The organism is Pseudomonas sp. GM84 (assembly GCF_000282535.1).
Classification (GTDB): domain Bacteria; phylum Pseudomonadota; class Gammaproteobacteria; order Pseudomonadales; family Pseudomonadaceae; genus Aquipseudomonas.
Genome location: NZ_AKJC01000311.1, coordinates 1 through 21,191 on the forward strand (window position 1 = coordinate 1; position 21,191 = coordinate 21,191).

Sequence of the window (21,191 nt, forward strand, 5' to 3'; positions counted from 1 at the left end):
GGTTACTTCGCCTGCCGTACCGATGACGGGCGTTTCGACGCGCGACGCTTCGCCGCCCAGGCCAGCGACCCGCAGGTGAAGATGATCGAGATCAAGCTCAGCCAGGGCGCCAAGCCGGGCCACGGCGGCATCCTGCCGGGGCACAAGGTGAGCGAGGAAATCGCCATCACACGCGGCGTGCGCGTGGGTGAGGACTGCATCTCGCCCGCCGCGCACAGCGCATTTCGCACGCCGGTGGAGCTGCTGCACTTCGTCGCAACCCTGCGCGAGCTGTCCGGCGGCAAGCCGGTGGGCTTCAAGTTCTGCCTGGGCCATCCGTGGGAATTCATGGGGATCGCCAAGGCCATGCTGGCCACCGGTATCACCCCGGACTTCATCGTCGTCGACGGCAAGGAAGGCGGTACGGGTGCGGCGCCGCGCGAGTTCAGCGACAACATGGGCGTGCCCATGCGCGAAGGGTTGATGTTCGTGCACAACACCCTGGTGGGCTTGAACCTGCGTTCGAGCATCCGCATCGGCGCGGCGGGCAAGATCGTCAGTGCCTTCGATATCGCCAGCGCGCTGGCCCTCGGTGCCGACTGGGTGAATTCGGCGCGCGGCTTCATGTTCGCCATCGGTTGCATCCAGTCGCAGAGCTGCCACACCAACAAGTGCCCGACCGGCGTGGCGACCCAGGACCCGTTGCGCCAGCGCGCGCTGGTGGTGCCGGACAAGGCCCAGCGGGTTGCCAGCTTCCACCGCAATACCCTGCATGCCTTGGCCGAGATGCTCGCTGCAGCCGGCCTGGAGCATCCGTCGGAGCTCAAGCCCAAGCACCTGGCGCGGCGCATCAGTACCGGGCAGATCAGCCTGTTTTCGGACTTGCACCAGTTCCTCAAGCCTGGCGAATTGCTTGGCGGCTCGATCCAGAGCGAGTTCTATGCGCGGATGTGGCGGATGGCGCGCAGTGACAGCTTTGCGCCGGAGACGGGGGACGGGATGGCGGCGAAGGTGACTCGCCAAGAGGAAGTGGAACCGGCGTAGGGCCTCATCGCCGGCAAGCCGGCTCCCACAGGGGCGATGCTGGACTGCTCCTGTGTGGGAGCCGGCTTGCCGGCGATCGGGCTGCAAGGCAGCCCGCGAGGCCATCAGATCAGAAGATGCTGATCGGGTACTCGACGAATACGCGGACTTCGTTGCCGTCGTCGTTGTAGCCGTTCTGCTGTACAGCGTTGTTGGTGCGAAGGAACGAGCTGCGCAGCTTGATCGACAGATCCTTGGCCGGGCCATCCTGCACCACGTAGCGGATCTGGTTGAAGATCTCGCGCTCTTTACCTTCGCCGAAGCCTTCCGGGTTGGCGGCGTTGCGGGTGTTGATGTTGTCACCCACCACGTAGGCCAGCTTGTAGGTCAGACCCGGGATACCGTAGGCACCGAAGTCCAGGCCGTAGCCCAGCTGCCAGGAACGCTCGTCCTCGGCGTTGAAGTCGGACCAGTAGGAGTTGGCCAGGTAGATGGTCGAGCCACCGTCACCCACGCCACCTTCGTTCTGGTACCAGCCGTAGTTGTAGCCGGTGCTGCCGGTGCTGCGCTGGTGCGCCAGGGTGAACGAGTGCGCGCCGTAGGCGTAGGTCGCGGCCAGGCTCCAGATGGTGTTGGAGTCACCGTTGAGCTCGGCGGATTCGACGAACTTCTTGTCGATGTCCGACTTGTAGCCGTTGAAGTCCAGGGTCAGGGACTGGTCATTGGCGATCGGGAAGACGTAGTTCAAGCCCAGGTAGTGCTTCTTCATCACGTCTTCGTTGTCTGCGGTGTACAGCGAAGCGGTGAAGTTGTCGGTGAACTTGTAGCTACCGCCGAGGACGTTGATCGACTTCAGGCCGCCACCGTCACGACGCTCGGCGCTCTTGCGCGCTTCCTGGGTGAAGCGACCGGCGTTCAGCTCCAGGCCCTGGATTTCCTTGGAGGTCAGCAGGGTGCCGGTGAAGCTTTCCGGCAGCAGACGCGCGTCGTCGTATTGCAGCACGGGCAGGGTCGGCATCTGGTCACCGTACTTGAGCACGGTGTTGGAGATGCGGAACTTCACGGCGGCACCGGCACGCGACAGGTCATGCGGGCTGCTGGCGTTGCCGTTGGCGTCCTTGGTGTTCTCCGGCTTGAAGAAGTCGATACCGGCGCCACCGTTGTGGCCTTTGCCGCCGTCCAGACGCACGGCGTACAGGCCGAATGCGTCGACGCCGACACCGACGGTGCCCTGGGTGAAGCCGGAAGAGAAGTTGCCGATGAAGGCCTGGCCCCATTCCATCTGGTCATCGGTGCCGTGCTTCTTGTCACGGTTGATGTAGGCGTTACGCAGGAGAACGTTTGCGTGACTGTCTTCGATAAAGCCTTTGCTCTCGGCCTGCTCGTTGGCCTGGGCCTGCGTCGCGGCGATCATCGCCAGGGCGACCAGGCTGATCCTGGTTTTCAACATGTTGTTTTCCTTATTTCTTAATCAAAAACGCTCTGCAATATGACGCCAGGAACCAACGCCCCTTCGTAGGTTCGACGCTATGCGGATCCAACTGAAAAGCCCGTGGCGGGCCTTGTACAGCAGCCTGGCCATGGCATGGCCAGCAGGCGTTGGCCGAATCCTAGCGGGGTGCGATTACAAATGTCAAAAAGTCGTGAAAAGCAGATCGATATAACCATGATCAAACGCAGGAACGATGCATTTTCACGCACGTTCGCGCCATAGGAGGACAATTTGTCTCTTGTCAGAAATCTCATTTTGATAGCAATGACAATTTCCCCGAAGGCCCCTACTCCCAATTGGCTAGTAACAAAGTGATACATACGTAAAGGCAAGTCTTTACGAATAGCCGAGCGACAGCAAATAACAAGCATTACCATTTGCATCCTTTTTTCACCTGCCCCAGGTCTGGATGCCTCCATGCTTGCCCCTTGCCGCCTTTCACCCCTGACCCTCGGCCTCTCGCTGCTGTTGAGCGCCAGCCTGGCCAGCGCCGCCACCACCACCCTGCCCGAGCAGTCGGTAACCGCCGACAGCGAGCGCGAAGAAGACAACCCGCGGGTCAAGGAGGTGAGCACCGCCACCCGCACCTCCACGCCGGTGCGCTACGTGCCACAAGCCATCGACACGGTGAAGGCGGCCAATGTCCTGGACTACGGCAGCAACACCCTGGGCAAGGCGCTCGAAGGCATTCCCAACGTCAGCAGCGGCGCCGATACGCGCTTCGACAGTGTGCGTATTCGGGGCTTCGACGCGAGTAACGACTTCTACCTGGATGGCGTGCGCGACGACAGCCAGTACATTCGCGACCTGCACAACATCGAACGGGTCGAAGTGCTCAAGGGCCCGGCGGCCGTCCTGTATGGCCGCGGCAGCCAGGGCGGCATCGTCAATCGGGTAAGCAAGGCGCCAGAGCGTGGCCGGCGTTCCTCGATCGAAGCCCAGGGCGGCAGCGAAGACCTGCGCAGCCTGTATGCCGACCTCAGCGCCGACCCCAGCGACACTGTCAGCCTGCGCCTGAACCTGGGCAACCAGGACAACAACAGCTTCCGCGATGGCATCGATGGCAGCCGCCAGCTGTTCGCCCCCTCGATGAGCTGGCAGCTCTCGCCTGACTTGAACTGGCTGGTGCAGTACGAGTACAGCCGCTACAACCGCACCCCGGACCGTGGCATCCCCGGGGTCAACGGGCGCCCGGCAGATGTGAGCCGCAGCACCACCTACGGCGATACCCAGCGCGACTACATCGACGACCGCGCGCAGTCGTTGCGCTCGCGCCTGAACTACCAGCTGAACGAGACCTGGCAACTGCGCCATACCCTCGGCCTGTTCCAGCTCGACAGCGACTTCGACAACACCTACGTGACCGCCTACAACCCCGGCAACAACACAGTCACCCGCCAGCGCTGGCAGCAGGACCTGACCACCCGCAACCTGTTCAACAACCTTGAGGCCGAAGGCGACTTCGCCACCTGGGGCGTGGAGCACAAGCTGCTGCTGGGCCTGGAGCTCGGCCACCAGCGCCGCGACCCGACGCTGTACACCGCCGCGCCGGTTTCAGCGGGCGGCAAGCCCGTGCCCCCTCTGGATCTGAACAACCCGAACCGCCACCTGCAGCACAACGGCAAGATGGTGGTGTCGAGCGACAACCACAGCGTGGTCGACAGCCGTGGCCTGTACCTGCAGGACCAGATCCGCCTGAACGATGAATGGCAGATCCTCGCCGGGGTGCGCTTCGATCAGTTCGAGGTGGAAACCACCAACAAGGTGCGCGACCTCACCGAAAAGCAGGACAGCAACAGCACCAGCCCGCGCCTGGGCGTGGTCTATACGCCGTGGCGCGACCATTCGTTCTATGCCTCCTGGAGCAAGACCTTCTCGCCGGTCGGCGGTGGCCTGATCGGTATCACCCCTGGCGCCCCCGGCAACACCAACGACACCAGCCCCGAGGAGACCCGGCAGAAGGAAATCGGGGTGAAGAGCGACTGGCTGGATGATCGCCTGACCACCACCTTGGCCATCTATGAGCTGGAGCTGTACAACCGCCGCACGCGTGACCCGATCAACCCGGAGATCACCCTGATGAGCGGCCTGCAGCGTTCGCGCGGCATCGAGCTGACCGCCACCGGCAATATCGTTGGCAACTGGTACGTGCGCGGTGGGATTGGCCTGCAGGACGCCACCATCGTCGAGGACAACAACGGCCTGGAAGGCAACCGCATCAATGATGTGGCCAAGCGCAACGGCAGCCTGTTCGTGACGTGGAAACCGGAGCTGGGCTGGTATGCGGAAACCGGGTTGACGCTGGTGGGCGAGCGTTATGCCGATAACCAGAACACCACGGTGATGCCAGGGTATGGCCGATGGGATGCGCTGGTAGGCTTGCGTACCCATGATTGGGATGTGCGGGCGGCGTTGAGCAACATTACCGACAAGACCTACTACAGCTCGGCGACCAGTGCGGCGCAGATCCAACCGGGGGATCCGCGTAGCCTGGTGGTGACGGGGACCTACAGCTTCTGATTTGCGGCGCCTTTACCGGCCTCTTCGCGGGACAAGCCCGCTCCCACAGGTATCGCACCCTACTCGAGGGCTGTGGAGAACCTGTGGGAGCGGGCTTGTCCCGCGAAGAGGCCGGTACAGGCTCCCCACAAACGAAAACGCCACCGCATTCACGGTGGCGTTTTGCATGGGGGCGGGCTCCTGCCCTGCTCAGTGCCACACACCCAGCAATGCTTCCAGCTCCGCTTCACTGATCAGGCCTTGTGGATAGCGGCCGTCAAGCAGACGTCGTGGGTCGGTCGTCCTGACCCTCTTGCTTCCCTGGTGTTTCAACCACTGCGTCAGTGTTCTGAGCGATTGGCGACTCACTGATGATGGGCGCAAAGCCGTCTCACTTGCTGCATTCATGTCTACACGTACTCCCTGGGCCCGTGAGCGGCTAATTTACGTCGTGTTTATTACAAGACGGATATCCGACTTGAAGAGTTAACTCCCTGAAATCAATACAAAACATATGCCATTTGGCTTGCCGGGCATCGCCCATGACAAAAAAAGGCCCGTCATCTGACGGGCCTTCTCGTTCAACTCAGTCTCAGCGCTTGACCGGCGCCGGTTGCTGCTGGGTCAGGCAGTGGATGTTGCCACCGCCCAACAAGAGCTCACGGCCAGGGATCATCACCACCTCGTGGTTCGGGAAGACCTTGGCCAGGATCGCTCTGGCCTGGGCATCTGCCGGGTCGTCGAAGCTCGGCGCGATGATGCCGCCATTGACGATCAGGAAGTTCACATAGGAACCGGCCAGGCGTACCGAAGGGTCGCGCTCCTGGCTGCCGGCTACGTGATCGACGCCGGCGCATTCTGCTTCGGTGGCGAACAGCGGGCCCGGAATCGGCATCTTGTGCACCACGAACTCGCGGCCTTTGGCGTCGCGGCTGTTTTTCAGCACTTCATACGCTGCGTGGCAGCGTGCGTAGTTGGGGTCGTTCGAATCATCGGTCCAGGCCAGTAACACTTCGCCTGGGCTGACGTAACAGCAGAAATTGTCGACGTGACCGTCGGTTTCGTCGTTGTACAGGCCGTCCGGCAGCCAGACGATGGTCTCCACCGCCAGGTGATCGCGCAGGATCGCTTCGATCTGCTCGCGGTTCAGGTGCGGGTTGCGGTTGCGATTGAGCAGGCACTCTTCGGTGGTGATCAGGGTGCCTTCGCCGTCCACGTGGATCGAACCACCTTCGAGCACGAAGCCCTCGGTGTGGTAGCGCTGGCAACGTTCCATTTCCAGGACCTTGGCCGCCAGTTCCTCGTCACGGTTCCAAGGCGCGTACAGGCCGCCATCGAAGCCGCCCCAGGCATTGAAGCCCCAGTCCACGCCACGCACTTCGCCCGCATCGTTGATCACGAAGGTCGGGCCGGTGTCGCGCACCCAGGCGTCATCGTTGCTGATTTCCACCACGCGGATGTTCGGCAGGTCGAGCTGACGACGGGCGTTTTCGTACTGGCCGGCGGAAACGGCAACGGTCACCGGTTCGAACCGAGCGATGGCCTTGGCCAGGGTCACGTGGGCAGCCTGTGCAGGCTTGCCACCCAGGCGCCAGTTGTCCGAACGCTCGGGCCAGACCATCCAGACCTGGCTTTGCGGCGCCCACTCGGCAGGCATGTGGAAGCCGTCGGCGCGAGGCGTGGAGTTGAGGGTTTTCATCGGTAACCTCTGGGAAGAAGGGAGGGCATGGCGATTTTATACCCGATATATATCGGCAATAAAAGCTAACCAACCAACCGTTAAGGAATAAAAAAGCCGAACATCTCGATAACAATCGACATGTTCGGCTTCACCGTTGATTACAGCTCTTCGGACAGGATGCGATCGATGCTGTCGACAAAATAGTCCACGCTGGCCCGCGTGGTACACATCGGCGGCTTGATCTTGAGGATATTCAGGTAATCCCCGGTCGGCTGCATGAAGATACCCAGGTCGCGCAGGCGGTTGCACAGCACCATGGTTTCCTCTGTAGCCGGCTCCAGGGTCTGACGATCGCGCACCAGCTCCAGCCCCAGGTAGAACCCGGAGCCATGCACCGCACCGGCAAGCGGATACTTATCGACCAGCGCCTGCAAGCGCGCCTTGAAGTAGCGCCCGGTGTCGCGGGTGTTCTGCCACAGCCCCTCCTCGTCCATCACATCCAGCACCGCCATGCCGATACGGCAGCTGACCGGGCTACCGCCCGCCGACGAGAAGAAGTAGCCCTCGGCCTCCAGCGCCTCGGCGATTTCGCGACGGGTGATCACCGCGCCCAGTGGCTGGCCGTTGCCCATGCCCTTGGCCATGGTGATGATATCCGGCACCACGCCCTGCTCCTCGAAGCCCCAGAAGTACTCGCCCAGGCGGCCATAGCCCACCTGCACTTCGTCGGCGATGCACACGCCACCGCGAGCACGCACCTTGGCGTAGGCCTGCTGCAGGTAGCCTGCGGGCAGGGAGATACCCCCGGCGTTGCCGTACACCGGCTCGCAGATCATGCCGGCCAGCTGGCGACCACGGGCATCGAGGTCGGCGAGCTTGGCATCGACATCACGCAGGTAGTCGGCTGCGCTGTCGGCGCCCCGGTAGCGACCCCGGAAGGTATTCGGCGCCTCGACCGGGTGCACCCAGTCCGGGCGGGTTTCCAGGGCCAGTGGGTTGTCGGCGATCGAGGTGGAAATGGCATCGGTGGCCACCGACCAGCCATGGTAGGCCTCCAGCACGCTGATCAGGTCGCGCCCGCCGCTGTAGGCCCAGGCCAGGCGAATCGCCAGGTCGTTGGCTTCGGTGCCGCTGTTGACCAGGAACACCCGGTCGAAGCCCGCTGGCGCCAGTTCCAGCAGGCGCTCGGAAAACTCGGCAATGGCGGCGTAGTGGAAACGCGAGTTGGTGTTGACCAGCGACCATTGCCGCGCCGACTCGGCGGCCATGCGCGGATGGCCGTGGCCAAGCACCGCGACGTTGTTGAGCATGTCCAGGTAGGCGCGGCCCTGCATGTCGATCAGGTAGTTGCGCCAGCCGCGCTCGATCTGCGGCGGCTGCGCATAGTAGTGCTTCTGCGAGCGGGCGAAGCTGGCGTCGCGGCGGGCCAGCAGGGCCTGCGGGTCGGCCAGCGGCTCGGCATCGCAATCGAAGCCCAGCAGTGCTGCCGGCGACGGGCACAGGGCCAGCCAGGCCGCAGCCCGGGAAGGTGTGGCAAAGAACGGGGGCTGGATGTCGCCGTCCAGGCTCAGCTGAACACTGAGGAAACCACAGCTGCTGCCCAGCGCCTGCCCCTTGGCCACGGCCTGGCCATCTGCCGGGGTATCTTCCAGGCCGCTCAGCCACAAGGACCACTGCGGCGTGCGCAAACACCCGCGGCCGTCGCCATGGCGCTGCCAGGTGCCCGCCTGCGGCGCCTGCACCGCCGTGCCGTTGGGCACATGCAGTTCGACGCCCAGGGCGCAGGTGGCCGGCTCTTCGGGGCGGTCGATATGGGTTTGCGACAGGCGGTACTGCCCGTGCAGGCTGCAGGCCGGAGCGGGTTGCGCCGTCAGCAGGTGCTGGTCGAAACCTGCCTGTTCCCAGTTACCGGCTTCGCAATGGGTGCTCAGCACACCCAGGTCGACCCGGTTGACCGCCTGCCCGGCCAGTTCCGGGAGCAAGGGCGCGCAATCAGCCAGGTCGGGCAGGCTCGGTTCGATCCCGGCGGCCTGCAGGATGGCGGCTTGCATCAGGGCAAAGGGCACGGCCGTGGCGGTGTCGAAGATCTCCCACTCGTGGGCGATATTGTCGCGGATGTACTGGTTGCCCGGGTCGACGGCCAGTTGCTGCTCGCTGCTCAGCACCAGCACCGCGGCGCGGTTCAGCACCAGCGGCCACAAGGCGCGCAGCTCGGCCTCGTTCAGCGGGTTGACGGCCTGGTAGGCACGCACCGCCGGCAGGATGCGCAGCGGGTCGCCTTCGGCATGGTGCAGCAAGGCCGCGCAGGTAACCGACAGATCGGCGATCCGCCAGGTGCGCAGCAGGTCGCCGAAATCGATGACGCCCTGCAGTTGCCACTGGCGTTCGTCATCACGGGCCCAGACGGCGTTGTCGTCGGTGATGTCCAGGTGCACCGCCTGGCTCGGCAGCTGCCCTGCCAGGGGCGCCAGCTGCGCGGCGGCCTGGGCGGTGGCCTGCTCGATGCGGGCGCGTTGCGCCGGGTCCTGCAGTACCGGCAGCAGGTGCTCGATCAGCGCCTGGGCGTGCTGCGGGTCCCATTGCAGGGTACGTGCAAGGCCCGGGTGGTCGAAGCCGGCCAAGGCCTTGTCGACACGGGCGCAGAGCGCGCCCAGTTCGGCCATCAGCCGCGCTGGCATGTGCTTGAGTCGAGTCAGCGGCTGGCCCTCGATATAATCGAGCAGCCGAGCCCGCAGCGGTTGCCCGTCGATGTCCAGCGCCAGCAAAGCTTGCCCGTCGCGCGCCGGACGCACGGCCGGCACCGGCACGCCCTGCTCGCGCAGGTACGCCAATGCGGCATGCTGCGCCTCCAGCTCCACCTGGGCGTAACTGCCGTGGCAGACCTTGAGCACATAGCGCCCCTGGCCCGTGTCCAGCCGGAAGTTCAGGTCCTGCTGGCTGCCCAGGGCACACAGGCTGCCGGCAAGATCATAATGCGCCTGCAGCAAGGCATGGGCCTGCGCTTCGCTGAGCGAAGGGCTGGGCAGGCTGGAACGCTGGATCAGGGTGCTGAGGGGCATGGAGATGAAACCTCTTTTACTTTTCGCTTATCTCGCCACTGCCAAGGCCGATAAACAAGTGGCAAAGATGAAATGATGTTGATGCGCCGACGCGTAGACCCACCGACAATCTAGGCTGCAAAGGGCCAAGGGCGGCAAACTGCACATGACCGGTACGGTCGAATCCTGAGCACACTGGTCAAAGAATCGCCATGAACATAATCGCCACTGAAATACCTGACTTGCTGATCATCGAACCCAAGGTCTTCGGCGATAGCCGCGGATTCTTCCTCGAAAGCTTCAACGCCCGCGAGTTCGCCAAGGCCACCGGCGTCGAGGCGCGCTTCGTGCAGGACAACCATTCACGCTCGCAGCGCGGCGTGCTGCGCGGGCTGCACTATCAGATCGACAACCCCCAGGGGAAACTGGTGCGGGTAACCCAGGGCGAAGTGCTCGACGTCGCCGTGGACATCCGCCGCAGCTCGCCGACGTTCGGCCGCTGGGTGGCCGCCCGGCTGAATGCCGACGACCATCGCCAGTTCTGGATCCCGCCAGGGTTCGCCCATGGTTTCCTGGTACTGAGCGAGTCGGCCGACTTCCTGTACAAGACCACCGACTACTACAACCCCGCTGCCGAGCGCTGCATCCGCTGGGATGACCCGCAACTGGCCATCGACTGGGGCCTGGAACTACCGCCCTTGCTGTCGGCCAAGGATCAGGCGGGTGCACTGCTGGCTGACGCGGACCTGTTCCCATGAAGATTCTTGTCTGTGGCCACAATGGCCAAGTGGCCCAAGCCTTGAGCACACAGCTGGCCGGCCTGGGCGAAACGCACCTGCTGGGCCGCGACCAGCTGGACCTGGCGCGGCCCGAGGCACTGCGCGAAGCCCTACGCCGCCTGGCACCCAACCTGATCATCAACGCCGCGGCCTATACCGCCGTGGACCAGGCCGAAAGCGAGCCGGATACAGCCTATGCGGTCAATGCCGAGGCCCCGCGCGTGCTGGCCGAAGAGGCCGTGCGGCTCGGCGCGCCGCTGATCCACTACTCCACCGACTACGTTTTCGATGGCTACAAGGCAACGCCCTACACCGAAGCGGACCAGCCCAACCCATTGAGCATCTATGGCCGCAGCAAGCTGGCCGGAGAACAGGCGATTACCGCCGTGGATGGCGAACACCTCATCCTGCGCACCAGTTGGGTCTATTCGCTGTACGGGCGCAACTTCCTGCTGACCATGCAACGCCTGCTGCAGGAAAAACCGCAACTGAAGGTGGTGGATGACCAGATCGGTGCGCCGACCTGGGCGGCGACCATCGCGGCCAGCACCCGCGCACTGATCGAGCGCTGGCAGGCTGGCCAGGCCGGCGCCTGGGGCACCTATCACCTGACGGCCCAGGGCGAAACGTCCTGGTTCGGCTTCGCCCAGGCCATCGCCGCGCAGCTCGAAGCCCGCGGCCTGCCCTGCGCCGAGCTGCTGCCGATACCCACCCGCGAATACCCAACCCCCGCGCGCCGCCCGCTCAACTCGCGCCTGGACTGCACGCGCCTGGCCCGCGAATGGGACATCCAGCTGCCGCAGTGGCAGCAGGCGCTGATCGACTGCCTCAAGTAGCGCATAATTGCGCCAGACTCTTCTGGCGCATTTACGCAATGATTGCAAAACCGACGCCCCCACGCCGTCCCCGCTGGCGCAGCCTGGCCTTGCTGGCGCTGTGCCTGACGCCACTGCTGTGGCCGCTGCATCACCTTGCCGAACGCTATTACCAGGACCAACTGGCTTCACAGAACCGCCAGACCCTCGACCTGTACGTGGCCAACCTGCTCGGCACCTTGCACCGCTATGAAACCCTGCCGCAGATCCTCGGCGAAATGCCGGCGCTGCGCACGGTACTGGCTGACCCGCTCAAGCTGGAAGCGGTGACCAACGCCAACCGCCTGCTCAAGGACATCGTCCAGCAGACCGGCGCCGAAGTGATGTACCTGATGGACGTTCGCGGCAACACCCTGGCCGCCTCCAACTGGGACAAGCACGACAGCTTCGCCGGCCGCAACTTCGCCTTCCGCCCGTACTTCAACGAAGCCATGGACGGCCGCCTGGGGCGTTTCTTCGGCCAGGGCACCACCTCGGCCAAGCGCGGTTACTTCTTCGCCGCCGCGGTACGCGACCGCGAGCGCATCGTCGGCGTGCTGGTGGTCAAGGTCGACCTCGACCACACCGAAACCCTGTGGGGCCGCACCCCCGAGCAATTGCTGCTGACCGATCACAATGGTGTGGTGATCCTCACCTCGCGGCCCGACTGGCGCTTCCGTGCCACCCGCGCACTGACCGAGGCCGAGCGCCAGGCCATCATCGCCATCCAGCCCTACCCGACCCAGGCGCCACAGCCCCTGGCACTCAACCCCAACGCCTGGCTGACGCAAACCCGCGACATCAAGGAAACCGGCTGGCAGGTCAGCATCCTCGCGCCCAGGATGCTGGTTGACCGTTCGGTACAGACGGTCATGGCCATCGGCGGCGCGGTCCTGCTGGTGTTGATGCTGCTGGCCGGCCTGGTCATGCAGCGGCGCCGCCACTACATCGACCGCATCGACTTCGAGGCCCGCGGCCGCCAGGAGCTGGAGAACCGCGTGGCACAGCGCACCGCCGACCTCGAAGGCCTCAACACCCGCCTCAAGAGCGCCGTGCTCGAACGCGAGAACGCCCAGCAAGAGCTGGTGCGGGCTCAGGACGAGTTGGTGCAGGCCGGCAAACTGTCGGTGCTGGGCACCATGTCGGCAAGCATCAGCCATGAGCTCAACCAGCCATTGGCGGCGATCCGCAGCTACGCGGAAAACGCCGAGATCCTGCTCGATCACCAGCGCACCGAGGATGCCCGCGGCAACCTCAAGCTGATCGGCGAGCTGACCGGGCGCATGGCCTCGATCATCGCCCACCTGCGCGCGTTCGCCCGCCGCGACCGCCATGCCCCGGAAAGCGTGGCGCTGCAGCCGGCGCTGGACGATGCCCTGGCGTTGCTGGCCAAGCGCCGACGGGCGATGGCGGTGGAGCTGACTCGCGACCTGCCGGACGCCACCTTGTGGGTGCAGGCGGGCGAAACACGCCTGCGCCAGGTGCTCGGCAACCTGCTGGCCAACGCCCTCGACGCCTTGACCGAAAAGGCCAACCCGCGCCGCCTGTGGCTAAGTGCCGAAACCCGCGAGGGCTACGTCTACCTGTACATTCGCGACAACGGCCCGGGCTTCAGCCGCCAGGCCCTGGAGCATGCCAAAGAGCCGTTCTTCACCACCAAGACCCGCACCCAGGGCCTGGGCCTGGGCCTGGCCATCTGCGAAAGCCTGATGCGCGCCCTGGGTGGCGAACTGCTGCTGGCCAACCACCCGGAAGGTGGCGCCCTGCTGACCCTGCAGCTGCGCATGGCCGCGCCCGGCGCCAACCTGCAACCCACGGAGGACCCCTCGGCATGACGACCGAGACTCAGATCGACAGCCAGGCCCAGGTGCTTCTGGTCGACGACGACCCGCACCTGCGCCAGGCCTTGAGCCAGACCCTCGACCTGGCCGGGCTCAAGGTGGTCGCCATGGCCGATGCGCAAGGTCTGGCCGAACGCCTGGAGCCTGACTGGCCTGGCGTGGTGGTCAGCGATATCCGCATGCCGGGCATCGATGGCTTGCAACTGCTGGAACAGCTGCATGGCCGCGACAACGAACTGCCGGTGCTGCTGATCACCGGCCACGGCGATGTGCCGCTGGCCGTGCAGGCCATGCGCGCCGGTGCGTATGACTTCCTGGAAAAGCCGTTCGCCAGCGATGCCTTGCTCGACAGCGTGCGCCGCGCCCTGGCCCTGCGCCGTCTGGTGCTGGACAACCGCAGCCTGCGCCTGGCCCTGAGCGACCGCCAGCAACTGTCCACCCGCCTGGTTGGTCATTCACCGTCCATGCAGCGCCTGCGCGAGCAGATCGGCGCCCTGGCCGGGACCCGAGCCGACGTGCTGATCCTCGGTGAAACCGGGGCCGGCAAGGAGGTGGTGGCCCGCGCCCTGCACGACCTTTCCAGCCGCCGCGAGGGGCCATTCGTCGCCATCAATGCCGGCGCGCTGGCCGAGTCGGTGGTGGAGAGCGAACTGTTCGGCCACGAGCCGGGGGCGTTCACTGGCGCGCAGAAACGCCGCATCGGCAAGTTCGAATTCGCCAACGGCGGCACGCTGTTCCTCGACGAAATCGAGAGCATGAGCCTGGACGTGCAGGTGAAGCTGCTGCGTCTGCTGCAAGAGCGGGTGGTCGAGCGCCTCGGCGGCAACCAGTTGATCCCCCTGGACATCCGCATCATCGCCGCGACCAAGGAAGACCTGCGCCAGTCCGCCGACCAGGGGCGCTTTCGCGCCGACCTCTACTACCGCCTGAACGTGGCGCCGCTGCGCATCCCGCCGCTGCGCGAACGGGGCGACGACATCCTGGTGCTGTTCCAGCATTTCGCCGACGACGCCAGCCAGCGCCACGGCTTGGCGCCGCACAGCCTGCAACCGGCGCAACGCGCCATGCTGCTGCGCCACGACTGGCCGGGCAACGTGCGTGAGTTGCAGAACGCCGCCGAGCGCTTCGCCCTGGGCCTGGAGCTGGCCCTCGACGGCCAGGTCGCCGCTGCAGCGCCCTCTGCGGCGCCGATGCTGCTGGGCAACCTCAGCGAACAGGTCGAGCAGTTCGAGCGGTCGCTGATCGCTGCCGAACTGGCCCAGCCCCACAGCTCCATGCGCAGCCTTGCCGAAGCCCTCGGCATCCCGCGCAAGACCCTGCACGACAAGCTGCGCAAACACGGCCTGCATTTTGAAGGTGGCAGCAGCGGGCCCGACGACCACGAGGAAAACCGCCCATGAGTTCCGATAGCCAATACCTGCAGTCCGTCCTGCACGGCGACATCCCGCTGACCCGTGAAATGGGCCTGGAGGTCATCGATTGGCAAGCCCAGACCCTGCGCCTGCAACTCCCGCTGGCCGCCAACGTCAACCACAAGAGCACCATGTTCGGCGGCAGTTTGTACTGCGCCGCGGTGCTGGTGGGTTGGGGCTGGCTGCACCTGCGCCTGCGCGAGCTGGGGATCGATGACGGGCATATCGTCATCCAGGAAGGGCAGATCAGTTATCCGCTGCCGGTGACCGGCACGGCGGTGGCGCGCTGTGCGGCGCCGGACGAGAAGACCTGGGAGCGGTTCGTGACGATGTACCAGCGCCGTGGTCGGGCGCGGCTGACGCTGGAGACCACGGTGAGCAATGTCGGTAGCGACGAGCCCGCTGTCAGCTTCAGCGGCCAGTACGTACTACACCGCTGATCCTGAGATCCCTGTGGGAGCGGGCTTGTCCCGCGAAAAATCCCCCGCGGTGCCTGGCACGGGCTTCGCCCGTGTTCGCGGGACAAGCCCGCTCCCACAGGTTCAAGCGTGAATGTGTTGGTCTATGAACGCCTGGCGCCAGACAGCCGCAGCGGGCAAAGCCAGAAAGAACGGGTTGAGCAGCGACTCGCGCGCCGGATAACGGAACGGCTGCCCATCCAGGCCAATCACCTCGCCCCCAGCACCCTCCAGCACCCCCTGCGCCGCCGCGGTATCCCACTGCGAAGTCGGCGCCAGGCGCGGATAACAGTCGGCACTGCCTTCAGCCAGCAGGCAGAATTTGAGCGAGCTGCCGATGTTCGCCAACTCCAGCTCTCCCACCGCAGCCTTCAGACCTGCCAGCAACGCCTCCTGCTCCGGGCTGGAATGGCGACGGCTGGCCACCACGGTGAAGCGGCCATCGGCAGGCGGCGTATTGCGCACCTGAATCGGCAGGGCATCGCTGCCGGCCTCGGCGCGCCAGGCACCCAGATCGCGCCCACCGAAATAGCAGCGCCCGCTCGTCGGCATCGACACCACGCCAAACAGCACTTCACCGTTCTCGATCAGGGCGATGTTGACGGTGAATTCCTCGCTGCCGGCGATGAACTCCTTGGTGCCGTCCAGCGGGTCGACCAGCCACCAGCGCTGCCACCCCTGGCGCGTGGCCAGGGGGATATTGCAGTCTTCTTCGGACAGCACCGGAATCTGCGGCGCCAGCGCCTGCAGGCCGTCGGCGATCACCCGGTGCGCCGCCAGGTCGGCGGCGGTCACTGGCGAGTCGTCGGCTTTGTTGGTCACGGCGACATCGGCGCGCCAGAACGGCAGGATCGCCTCGCCAGCCAAACGGGCCAGCTTGACCACTTCATGCATCAGTTGCAGGTCATTCATACGTCGAGCAGCCCCCGCTGGATCAGCAGGTCGCGGGCCAGGTACAGCGCCGCCAGCGCCCGCCCCTCGGTGAACTGCGGGTGCATGGCCAGGGCCGACAGCTCGCGCAGGTTGACCTTGTCGACCCGCATCGGTTCGGGCTCGTCGCCTTCCAGGCGCTCTTCGTACAAGTCGCTGGCCAGCACCACCTGGATCTTCTGGCTCATGTAGCCCGGCGACAGCGACAGCTCGGTCAAATGCTCCAGTTGGCGTGCGCCAAACCCGGCTTCTTCCTTGAGCTCGCGGTCGGCCGCGGCCAGCACGTCCTCGCCCGGTTCGATCAGGCCCTTGGGCAGCGACAGCTCGTATTCATCGGTGCCGCCGCAGTATTCCTCGACCAACACGGCGTGTTCGGCGTCGAGCATCGCCACGATCATCACGGCGCCATAGCCATTGCCGCGGCCGACCAGACGCTCGTAGGTGCGCTCGTTGCCATTGCTGAAGCGCAGCTGTACGGCTTCGACGCGGAACAGACGACTGCTGGCGACGATCTCTCGGCTGAGGACGGTGGGTTTCTGGCGCATGGGGCGGCTCCTTGGCGTGAACGGGTTACTATACCGTGGCTTGCCGACTGAACGAGAGTTTCCCATGCCTGTTCTTCCCTGGTCTGCCATCGATACCGTCCTGCTGGACATGGACGGTACCCTGCTCGACCTGCACTACGACAACCGCTTCTGGCTCGAACACCTGCCCCAGCGCTACGCCGAGCTGCACGGGGTGAGCCGGGCCATGGCGGAAATGGAGCTGCAGCCGCTGTTCGAGCGCAATGCCGGCACCCTGAACTGGTACTGCCTGGACTTCTGGAGCCGCGAACTGAAGCTGCCGATCCGCGAGCTCAAGCGCGAGATCGCCGACCTGATCGCCCTGCGCCCCGATGCCGATACGTTCCTGGCGGCGATCCGCAAGGCTGGCAAGCGCGTGGTGATGATCACCAATGCCCACCGTGATTCGCTGTCGCTGAAGCTGGAGCGGGTGGAACTGGCGCCGTATTTCGAGCGGCTGATCAGTTCGCATGACTACGGTTATCCCAAGGAAAGCCCGCAGTTCTGGGATGCGCTGCAGGCGGATATCGGCTTTGAGCCGGGGCGCAGCCTGTTCATCGACGACACCTTGGCCATCCTGCGCAGTGCGCGGCGGTTTGGCGTGGGGCATCTGCTGGCGGTGCGCCAGCCGGACAGCCAGGCGGCGCCGCGCGATACCCAGGAGTTCGCGGCGGTCGAGGATTACCGGGAATTGCTGGTGGGTCTGTAAGGTCCTCATCGCCGGCAAGCCGGCTCCCACACCGATCACCTCCGACCTTGTGGGAGCCGGCTTGCCGGCGATGAAGCCTATGAAGATCTATCAGTCAGGAATACGCAGCACCTGCCCCGGGTAGATCTTGTCCGGGTGCGACAGCATCGGCTTGTTCGCCTCGAAGATCTTGTTGTACTGGTTGGCGTTGCCATACACGACCACGGAAATGGCTGACAGTGTGTCGCCCTTCTTCACCGTAACGAACCGCGCAGCCTTGACGACCGGCCCGGTCACGGTGATCTGGTCATCGACACTGGCCACACCATTGATGTTGCCCGCCGCCAGAATGATCTTCTCCTTTTCCTCCTGGCTGGCCACCTCGCCCTTGAGGATGATCTTGTCACCCTCTACAGTGGCGGTGATGTTGGGGTTGCCCAGGCCGACATTCTCCACGTGTTTCTTAAGCTGCTCCTCGGCGTTGGCATTGCCGGGGGTCAGCAGGTCGATCAACTTCTCGCCGGCTTCCTTCACGAAACTGAACAGGCTCATGACGCGCTCCTTGTTGACGTTAACCTCGGAGCAAGGAGTCTAGGCCAGGATTGCCCTCCCCGCCCCACTGCGACCAATCGACGCGGTCTATCAAGGCATAGACCCTAGCGATTAGACGTGGGCGGCACACGGGCCTAGGCTGGTGCTATCGAAAAGCCGCCGGTCAGCCCTCCGATGCAAAGCAAACCCCCGGTCTGCGCGGTCTCCACGCCCCTGGAGCTGCCCGCCGCCAGCAGTACCTACGACTACGTACAACTCAGCGATGGCGAACGCGCCTGCACGCCGCTGGCCGAAGAAGTCGCCCTGGCCATCGCCTACAACGGCCTCAACCAGGCGGTCATGCTGGTCAGCCCCACCGACCTGGAAGACTTCGCGGTCGGTTTCAGCGTCGGCAGCGGCATTGTCGAAGGCACGGCGGAAATCTACGACCTGAAGCTCTCCGGCAGTGGTTCGGCGATGTACGCGGACCTTGAGATTTCCAGCCGTGCATTCTGGAACCTGAAGAATCAGCGCCGCCAGCTGGCCGGCACCAGCGGTTGCGGCCTGTGCGGGGTCGAGGCCCTGGAACAGGCCTTGCCGGAGCTCACGGCACTCCCTGGCGCGCCCTTGCCACCCGTGCAGTGGCTTGCCGGCCTGCGTGAGCGCATCGACGCGTTCACCCCGCTGGGCCAGCACTGCGGTGCGGTGCACGCGGCCTTGTTCATGAATGCACAGGGCGAACTGCTGATGGGCCGCGAAGACATCGGCCGGCACAACGCCCTCGACAAGCTGATCGGCGCCCTGCTGCGCCAAGGCATCAGCAGCGAAGGCGGCCTGGCCATCGTCACCAGCCGCTGCAGCCTGGAGCTGATCCAGAAAGTCCTGCGCGCCGGCGTCCAGACCCTGGTCAGCCTGTCGGCACCTACCGGCCTTGCCCTGCAATGGGCGCGCAAGCACAACCTCAACCTCATTCACCTGCCCAAACACAGTGCACCGCGGGTCTATAGCCCAGCGGCGGAGTCGTAACAGCCGTGACCTCGTACCAAAACCTCCCGGACAACGCCCCAGCCTCCTCCCCTCGCTACCAGCCCTACCACGGCCCCGCCGGTGGTTGGGGCGCGCTGCGCAGCGTGGCCAAGGCCTGGGTCGGCAGCGACAATGCGCTGAAGAACATCCGCGCGCTGCTCAAGACCAACCAGAATGGCGGCTTCGACTGCCCGGGCTGCGCCTGGGGCGACTCGCCCGAAAGCGGTATGGTCAAGTTCTGCGAGAACGGCGCCAAGGCGGTCAACTGGGAAGCCACCAAGCGCCGCGTCGACGCGGCCTTCTTCGCCCGCTACAGCGTCAGCGCGCTGCGCCAGCAGAGCGACTACTGGCTCGAATACCAGGGCCGCCTGACCGAGCCGATGGTCTACGACCCGGCCAGCGACCGCTACCAGCCCATCGACTGGAACGCCGCCTTTGCCCTGATCGCCCGCGAACTGAACAAGCTGACCAGCCCGGACCAGGCCGAGTTCTACACCTCGGGGCGCGCCAGCAACGAAGCGGCGTATCTCTACCAGCTGTTCGTGCGTGCCTATGGCACCAACAACTTCCCCGACTGCTCGAACATGTGCCACGAAGCTAGCGGCGTGGCCTTGGGGCAAAGCGTCGGGGTCGGCAAGGGCACCGTCACCTTCGACGACTTCGAGCACGCCGATGCGATCTTCGTCTGGGGCCAGAACCCCGGCACCAACCACCCGCGCATGCTCGACCCGCTGCGAGACGCGGTGAAACGTGGGGCTCAGGTGGTGTGCGTCAACCCGCTCAAGGAGCGCGGCCTGGAACGCTTCCAGCATCCGCAGAACCCGCTGGAAATGCTCACCAACAGCGACCGACCGACCAACACCGCGTTCTTCCGCCCGGCGCTGGGCGGTGACATGGCGATGCTGCGCGGCATGGCCAAGTTCGTCCTGCAGTGGGAGCGTGAGGCTCAGGCCAAGGGCGAGCCTGCCGTGTTCGACCATGGGTTCATCGCCGAGCATGGCCAGGGTGTCGATGAGTACCTGGCCGCGGTAGACGCCACCCCGTGGCAGCACATCGAGGAACAATCCGGCCTGGCGCTGGCCGACATCGAGCTGGCCGCACGCATGTACTGCCGTGGCCGCCGGGTGATCATGTGCTGGGCGATGGGCATCACCCAGCACCGCCACTCGGTGGCGACCATCCAGGAAATCGTCAACCTGCAGATGCTGCGCGGCAACATCGGTGCGCCCGGCGCTGGCCTGTGCCCGGTGCGTGGCCACAGCAACGTGCAAGGCGACCGCACCATGGGCATCAACGAACGCCCGCCGCTGGCCCTGCTCGAGGCCATTGAACGCCGCTTCGATTTCCCGGTGCCGCGGCACAACGGCCACAATACCGTCGAGGCCATCCATGCCATGCTCGACGGCCGCGCCAAGGTATTCATCGGCCTGGGCGGCAACTTCGCCCAGGCTACCCCGGACACTGAACGTACCGCCCAGGCCCTGCGCAACTGCGCGCTTACCGTACAGATCAGCACCAAGCTCAACCGAAGCCACCTGATTCACGGCCAGCAGGCGCTGATCCTGCCGTGCCTGGGGCGCACCGACATCGACCTGCAGGCCGAGGGGCCGCAGGCGGTCACCGTGGAAGACTCGTTCAGCATGGTTCACGCGTCCAATGGTCAGTTGAAACCGCTATCGACGCAGATGCGCTCAGAACCGGCAGTGATCGCCGGTATCGCGGCCGCCACCTTGGGCAAGCAGCCGGTCGACTGGCACTGGCTGGTGGCCGACTACGACCGCATTCGCGACCTGATCGGCGACACCATTGCCGGTTTCAGCGACTTCAACCAACGCCTGCGCCAACCCGGCGGTTTCTACCTGGGTAACAGCGCTGCCAACCGTGAGTGGAAGACCGCCTCGGGGCGCGCCAACTTCAAGGCCAACCTGCTGCCGGACACCCTGCTCGACGAGCGCGTGCGCGCCAGTGGCCAGCTGCCTGACCTGATCATGCAGTCGATGCGTTCACACGATCAGTACAACACCACCATCTACGGCCTGGACGATCGCTATCGCGGCGTGCGCGGGCAACGCGACGTGCTGTTCGCCAACGAGGCAGACATCATCCGCCTGGGCTTCCAGCCGGGGCAGAAGGTCGACATCGTCTCGTTGTGGGGGGATGAGCATGTGCGCCGTGTGCATGGCTTCACGTTGCTGGCGTTCGATATCCCGGCCGGGCAGGCGGCGGCTTACTACCCCGAGGTGAACCCGCTGATCCCGCTGGAGAGCATTGGCGAGGGCAGCCATACACCGACTTCCAAGTTCGTTGCCATCAAGCTGGAACGGGCGCGGGACGATGGGCGCATTCTTTGAGTGATCACTGGCCTCATCGCCGGCAAGCCGGCTCCCACAGGTACAC

Annotated in this window: 17 protein-coding genes; 10 read left to right on the top strand and 7 right to left on the bottom strand. The window is 65.0% G+C overall.

All coding sequences use genetic code 11. From position 1 onward, the window contains the following. A partial coding sequence (locus PMI38_RS21905; RefSeq protein ID WP_008098969.1) for an FMN-binding glutamate synthase family protein occupies positions 1 to 1,023 on the top strand: 1,023 nt, incomplete at its 5' end. A 109-nt stretch (positions 1,024 to 1,132) separates the two neighbouring features. On the opposite strand, the gene PMI38_RS21910 is transcribed toward PMI38_RS21905, so the two are convergent. Continuing rightward, positions 1,133 to 2,452, bottom strand: a complete 1,320-nt coding sequence (locus PMI38_RS21910) for an OprD family porin (protein WP_008098971.1) — start codon at positions 2,450 to 2,452, stop codon at positions 1,133 to 1,135. Positions 2,453 to 2,911: 459 nt separating this feature from the next. Between PMI38_RS21910 and PMI38_RS21915 the strand changes: the two genes are divergently transcribed. Beyond that, the gene (locus PMI38_RS21915) at positions 2,912 to 5,014 is read left to right on the top strand and encodes a TonB-dependent receptor (protein WP_008098973.1); all 2,103 of its coding nucleotides are present in this window, start codon (positions 2,912 to 2,914) and stop codon (positions 5,012 to 5,014) included. Positions 5,015 to 5,203: 189 nt separating this feature from the next. Here the strand turns inward: PMI38_RS21915 and PMI38_RS27600 are convergent, their stop codons facing one another. The 3 genes from PMI38_RS27600 to PMI38_RS21925 form a co-directional block, all read right to left on the bottom strand. Further along, positions 5,204 to 5,401: a hypothetical protein gene (locus PMI38_RS27600; RefSeq protein WP_081502570.1), complete on the bottom strand. Its 198-nt coding sequence runs from the start codon at positions 5,399 to 5,401 to the stop codon at positions 5,204 to 5,206. 184 nt (positions 5,402 to 5,585) lie between these two features. Then, the gene (gene aguA, locus PMI38_RS21920) at positions 5,586 to 6,692 is read right to left on the bottom strand and encodes an agmatine deiminase (RefSeq protein ID WP_008098975.1); all 1,107 of its coding nucleotides are present in this window, start codon (positions 6,690 to 6,692) and stop codon (positions 5,586 to 5,588) included. A 140-nt stretch (positions 6,693 to 6,832) separates the two neighbouring features. Next, the gene (locus PMI38_RS21925) at positions 6,833 to 9,733 is read right to left on the bottom strand and encodes an aminotransferase (RefSeq protein ID WP_008098977.1); all 2,901 of its coding nucleotides are present in this window, start codon (positions 9,731 to 9,733) and stop codon (positions 6,833 to 6,835) included. Positions 9,734 to 9,924: 191 nt separating this feature from the next. On the opposite strand from PMI38_RS21925, the gene rfbC reads away from it, so the two are divergent. The 5 genes from rfbC to PMI38_RS21950 are packed head-to-tail and all read left to right on the top strand — an operon-like array spanning position 9,925 to position 15,038. After that, a complete protein-coding gene (gene rfbC, locus PMI38_RS21930) occupies positions 9,925 to 10,470 on the top strand; it encodes a dTDP-4-dehydrorhamnose 3,5-epimerase (protein ID WP_008098979.1) in 546 nt (181 codons plus the stop codon). After that, a complete protein-coding gene (gene rfbD / locus PMI38_RS21935; RefSeq protein ID WP_008098982.1) occupies positions 10,467 to 11,327 on the top strand; it encodes a dTDP-4-dehydrorhamnose reductase in 861 nt (286 codons plus the stop codon). Before rfbC ends, rfbD begins: the two co-directional genes overlap by 4 nt. A gap of 38 nt (positions 11,328 to 11,365) precedes the next feature. Next, positions 11,366 to 13,180 (top strand): sensor histidine kinase, encoded by a 1,815-nt coding sequence (locus PMI38_RS21940; protein ID WP_008098984.1) that lies wholly within the window; start codon positions 11,366 to 11,368, stop codon positions 13,178 to 13,180. Beyond that, complete coding sequence (locus PMI38_RS21945; RefSeq protein WP_008098985.1) at positions 13,177 to 14,586, top strand: sigma-54-dependent transcriptional regulator; 1,410 nt, start codon at positions 13,177 to 13,179, stop codon at positions 14,584 to 14,586. The genes PMI38_RS21940 and PMI38_RS21945 overlap by 4 nt, the downstream gene beginning before the upstream one ends. After that, a complete protein-coding gene (locus tag PMI38_RS21950; protein ID WP_008098987.1) occupies positions 14,583 to 15,038 on the top strand; it encodes a thioesterase domain-containing protein in 456 nt (151 codons plus the stop codon). Before PMI38_RS21945 ends, PMI38_RS21950 begins: the two co-directional genes overlap by 4 nt. Before the next feature lie 102 nt (positions 15,039 to 15,140). Here PMI38_RS21950 and cysQ read toward each other — a convergent pair whose 3' ends face one another. Further along, positions 15,141 to 15,968 (bottom strand): 3'(2'),5'-bisphosphate nucleotidase CysQ, encoded by an 828-nt coding sequence (gene cysQ, locus PMI38_RS21955; RefSeq protein WP_008098988.1) that lies wholly within the window; start codon positions 15,966 to 15,968, stop codon positions 15,141 to 15,143. Then, complete coding sequence (gene nudE, locus PMI38_RS21960) at positions 15,965 to 16,531, bottom strand: ADP compounds hydrolase NudE (protein ID WP_008098989.1); 567 nt, start codon at positions 16,529 to 16,531, stop codon at positions 15,965 to 15,967. Before nudE ends, cysQ begins: the two co-directional genes overlap by 4 nt. Before the next feature lie 64 nt (positions 16,532 to 16,595). Here nudE and yrfG point away from each other — a divergent pair, with 64 nt between their 5' ends. After that, a complete protein-coding gene (gene yrfG / locus PMI38_RS21965; protein ID WP_008098990.1) occupies positions 16,596 to 17,258 on the top strand; it encodes a GMP/IMP nucleotidase in 663 nt (220 codons plus the stop codon). A gap of 90 nt (positions 17,259 to 17,348) precedes the next feature. Here the strand turns inward: yrfG and lysM are convergent, their stop codons facing one another. After that, positions 17,349 to 17,789, bottom strand: coding sequence for a peptidoglycan-binding protein LysM (lysM, locus tag PMI38_RS21970; protein WP_008098991.1), 441 nt, complete (start codon positions 17,787 to 17,789; stop codon positions 17,349 to 17,351). Between the two features lie 174 nt (positions 17,790 to 17,963). On the opposite strand from lysM, the gene fdhD reads away from it, so the two are divergent. After that, the gene (fdhD, locus tag PMI38_RS21975; RefSeq protein WP_008098992.1) at positions 17,964 to 18,794 is read left to right on the top strand and encodes a formate dehydrogenase accessory sulfurtransferase FdhD; all 831 of its coding nucleotides are present in this window, start codon (positions 17,964 to 17,966) and stop codon (positions 18,792 to 18,794) included. Between the two features lie 5 nt (positions 18,795 to 18,799). Then, positions 18,800 to 21,145 carry an FdhF/YdeP family oxidoreductase gene (locus tag PMI38_RS21980; protein ID WP_008098993.1) on the top strand — a complete coding sequence of 782 codons (2,346 nt, stop codon included), beginning with the start codon at positions 18,800 to 18,802 and terminating at the stop codon, positions 21,143 to 21,145. Positions 21,146 to 21,191 lie beyond the last annotated feature (46 nt).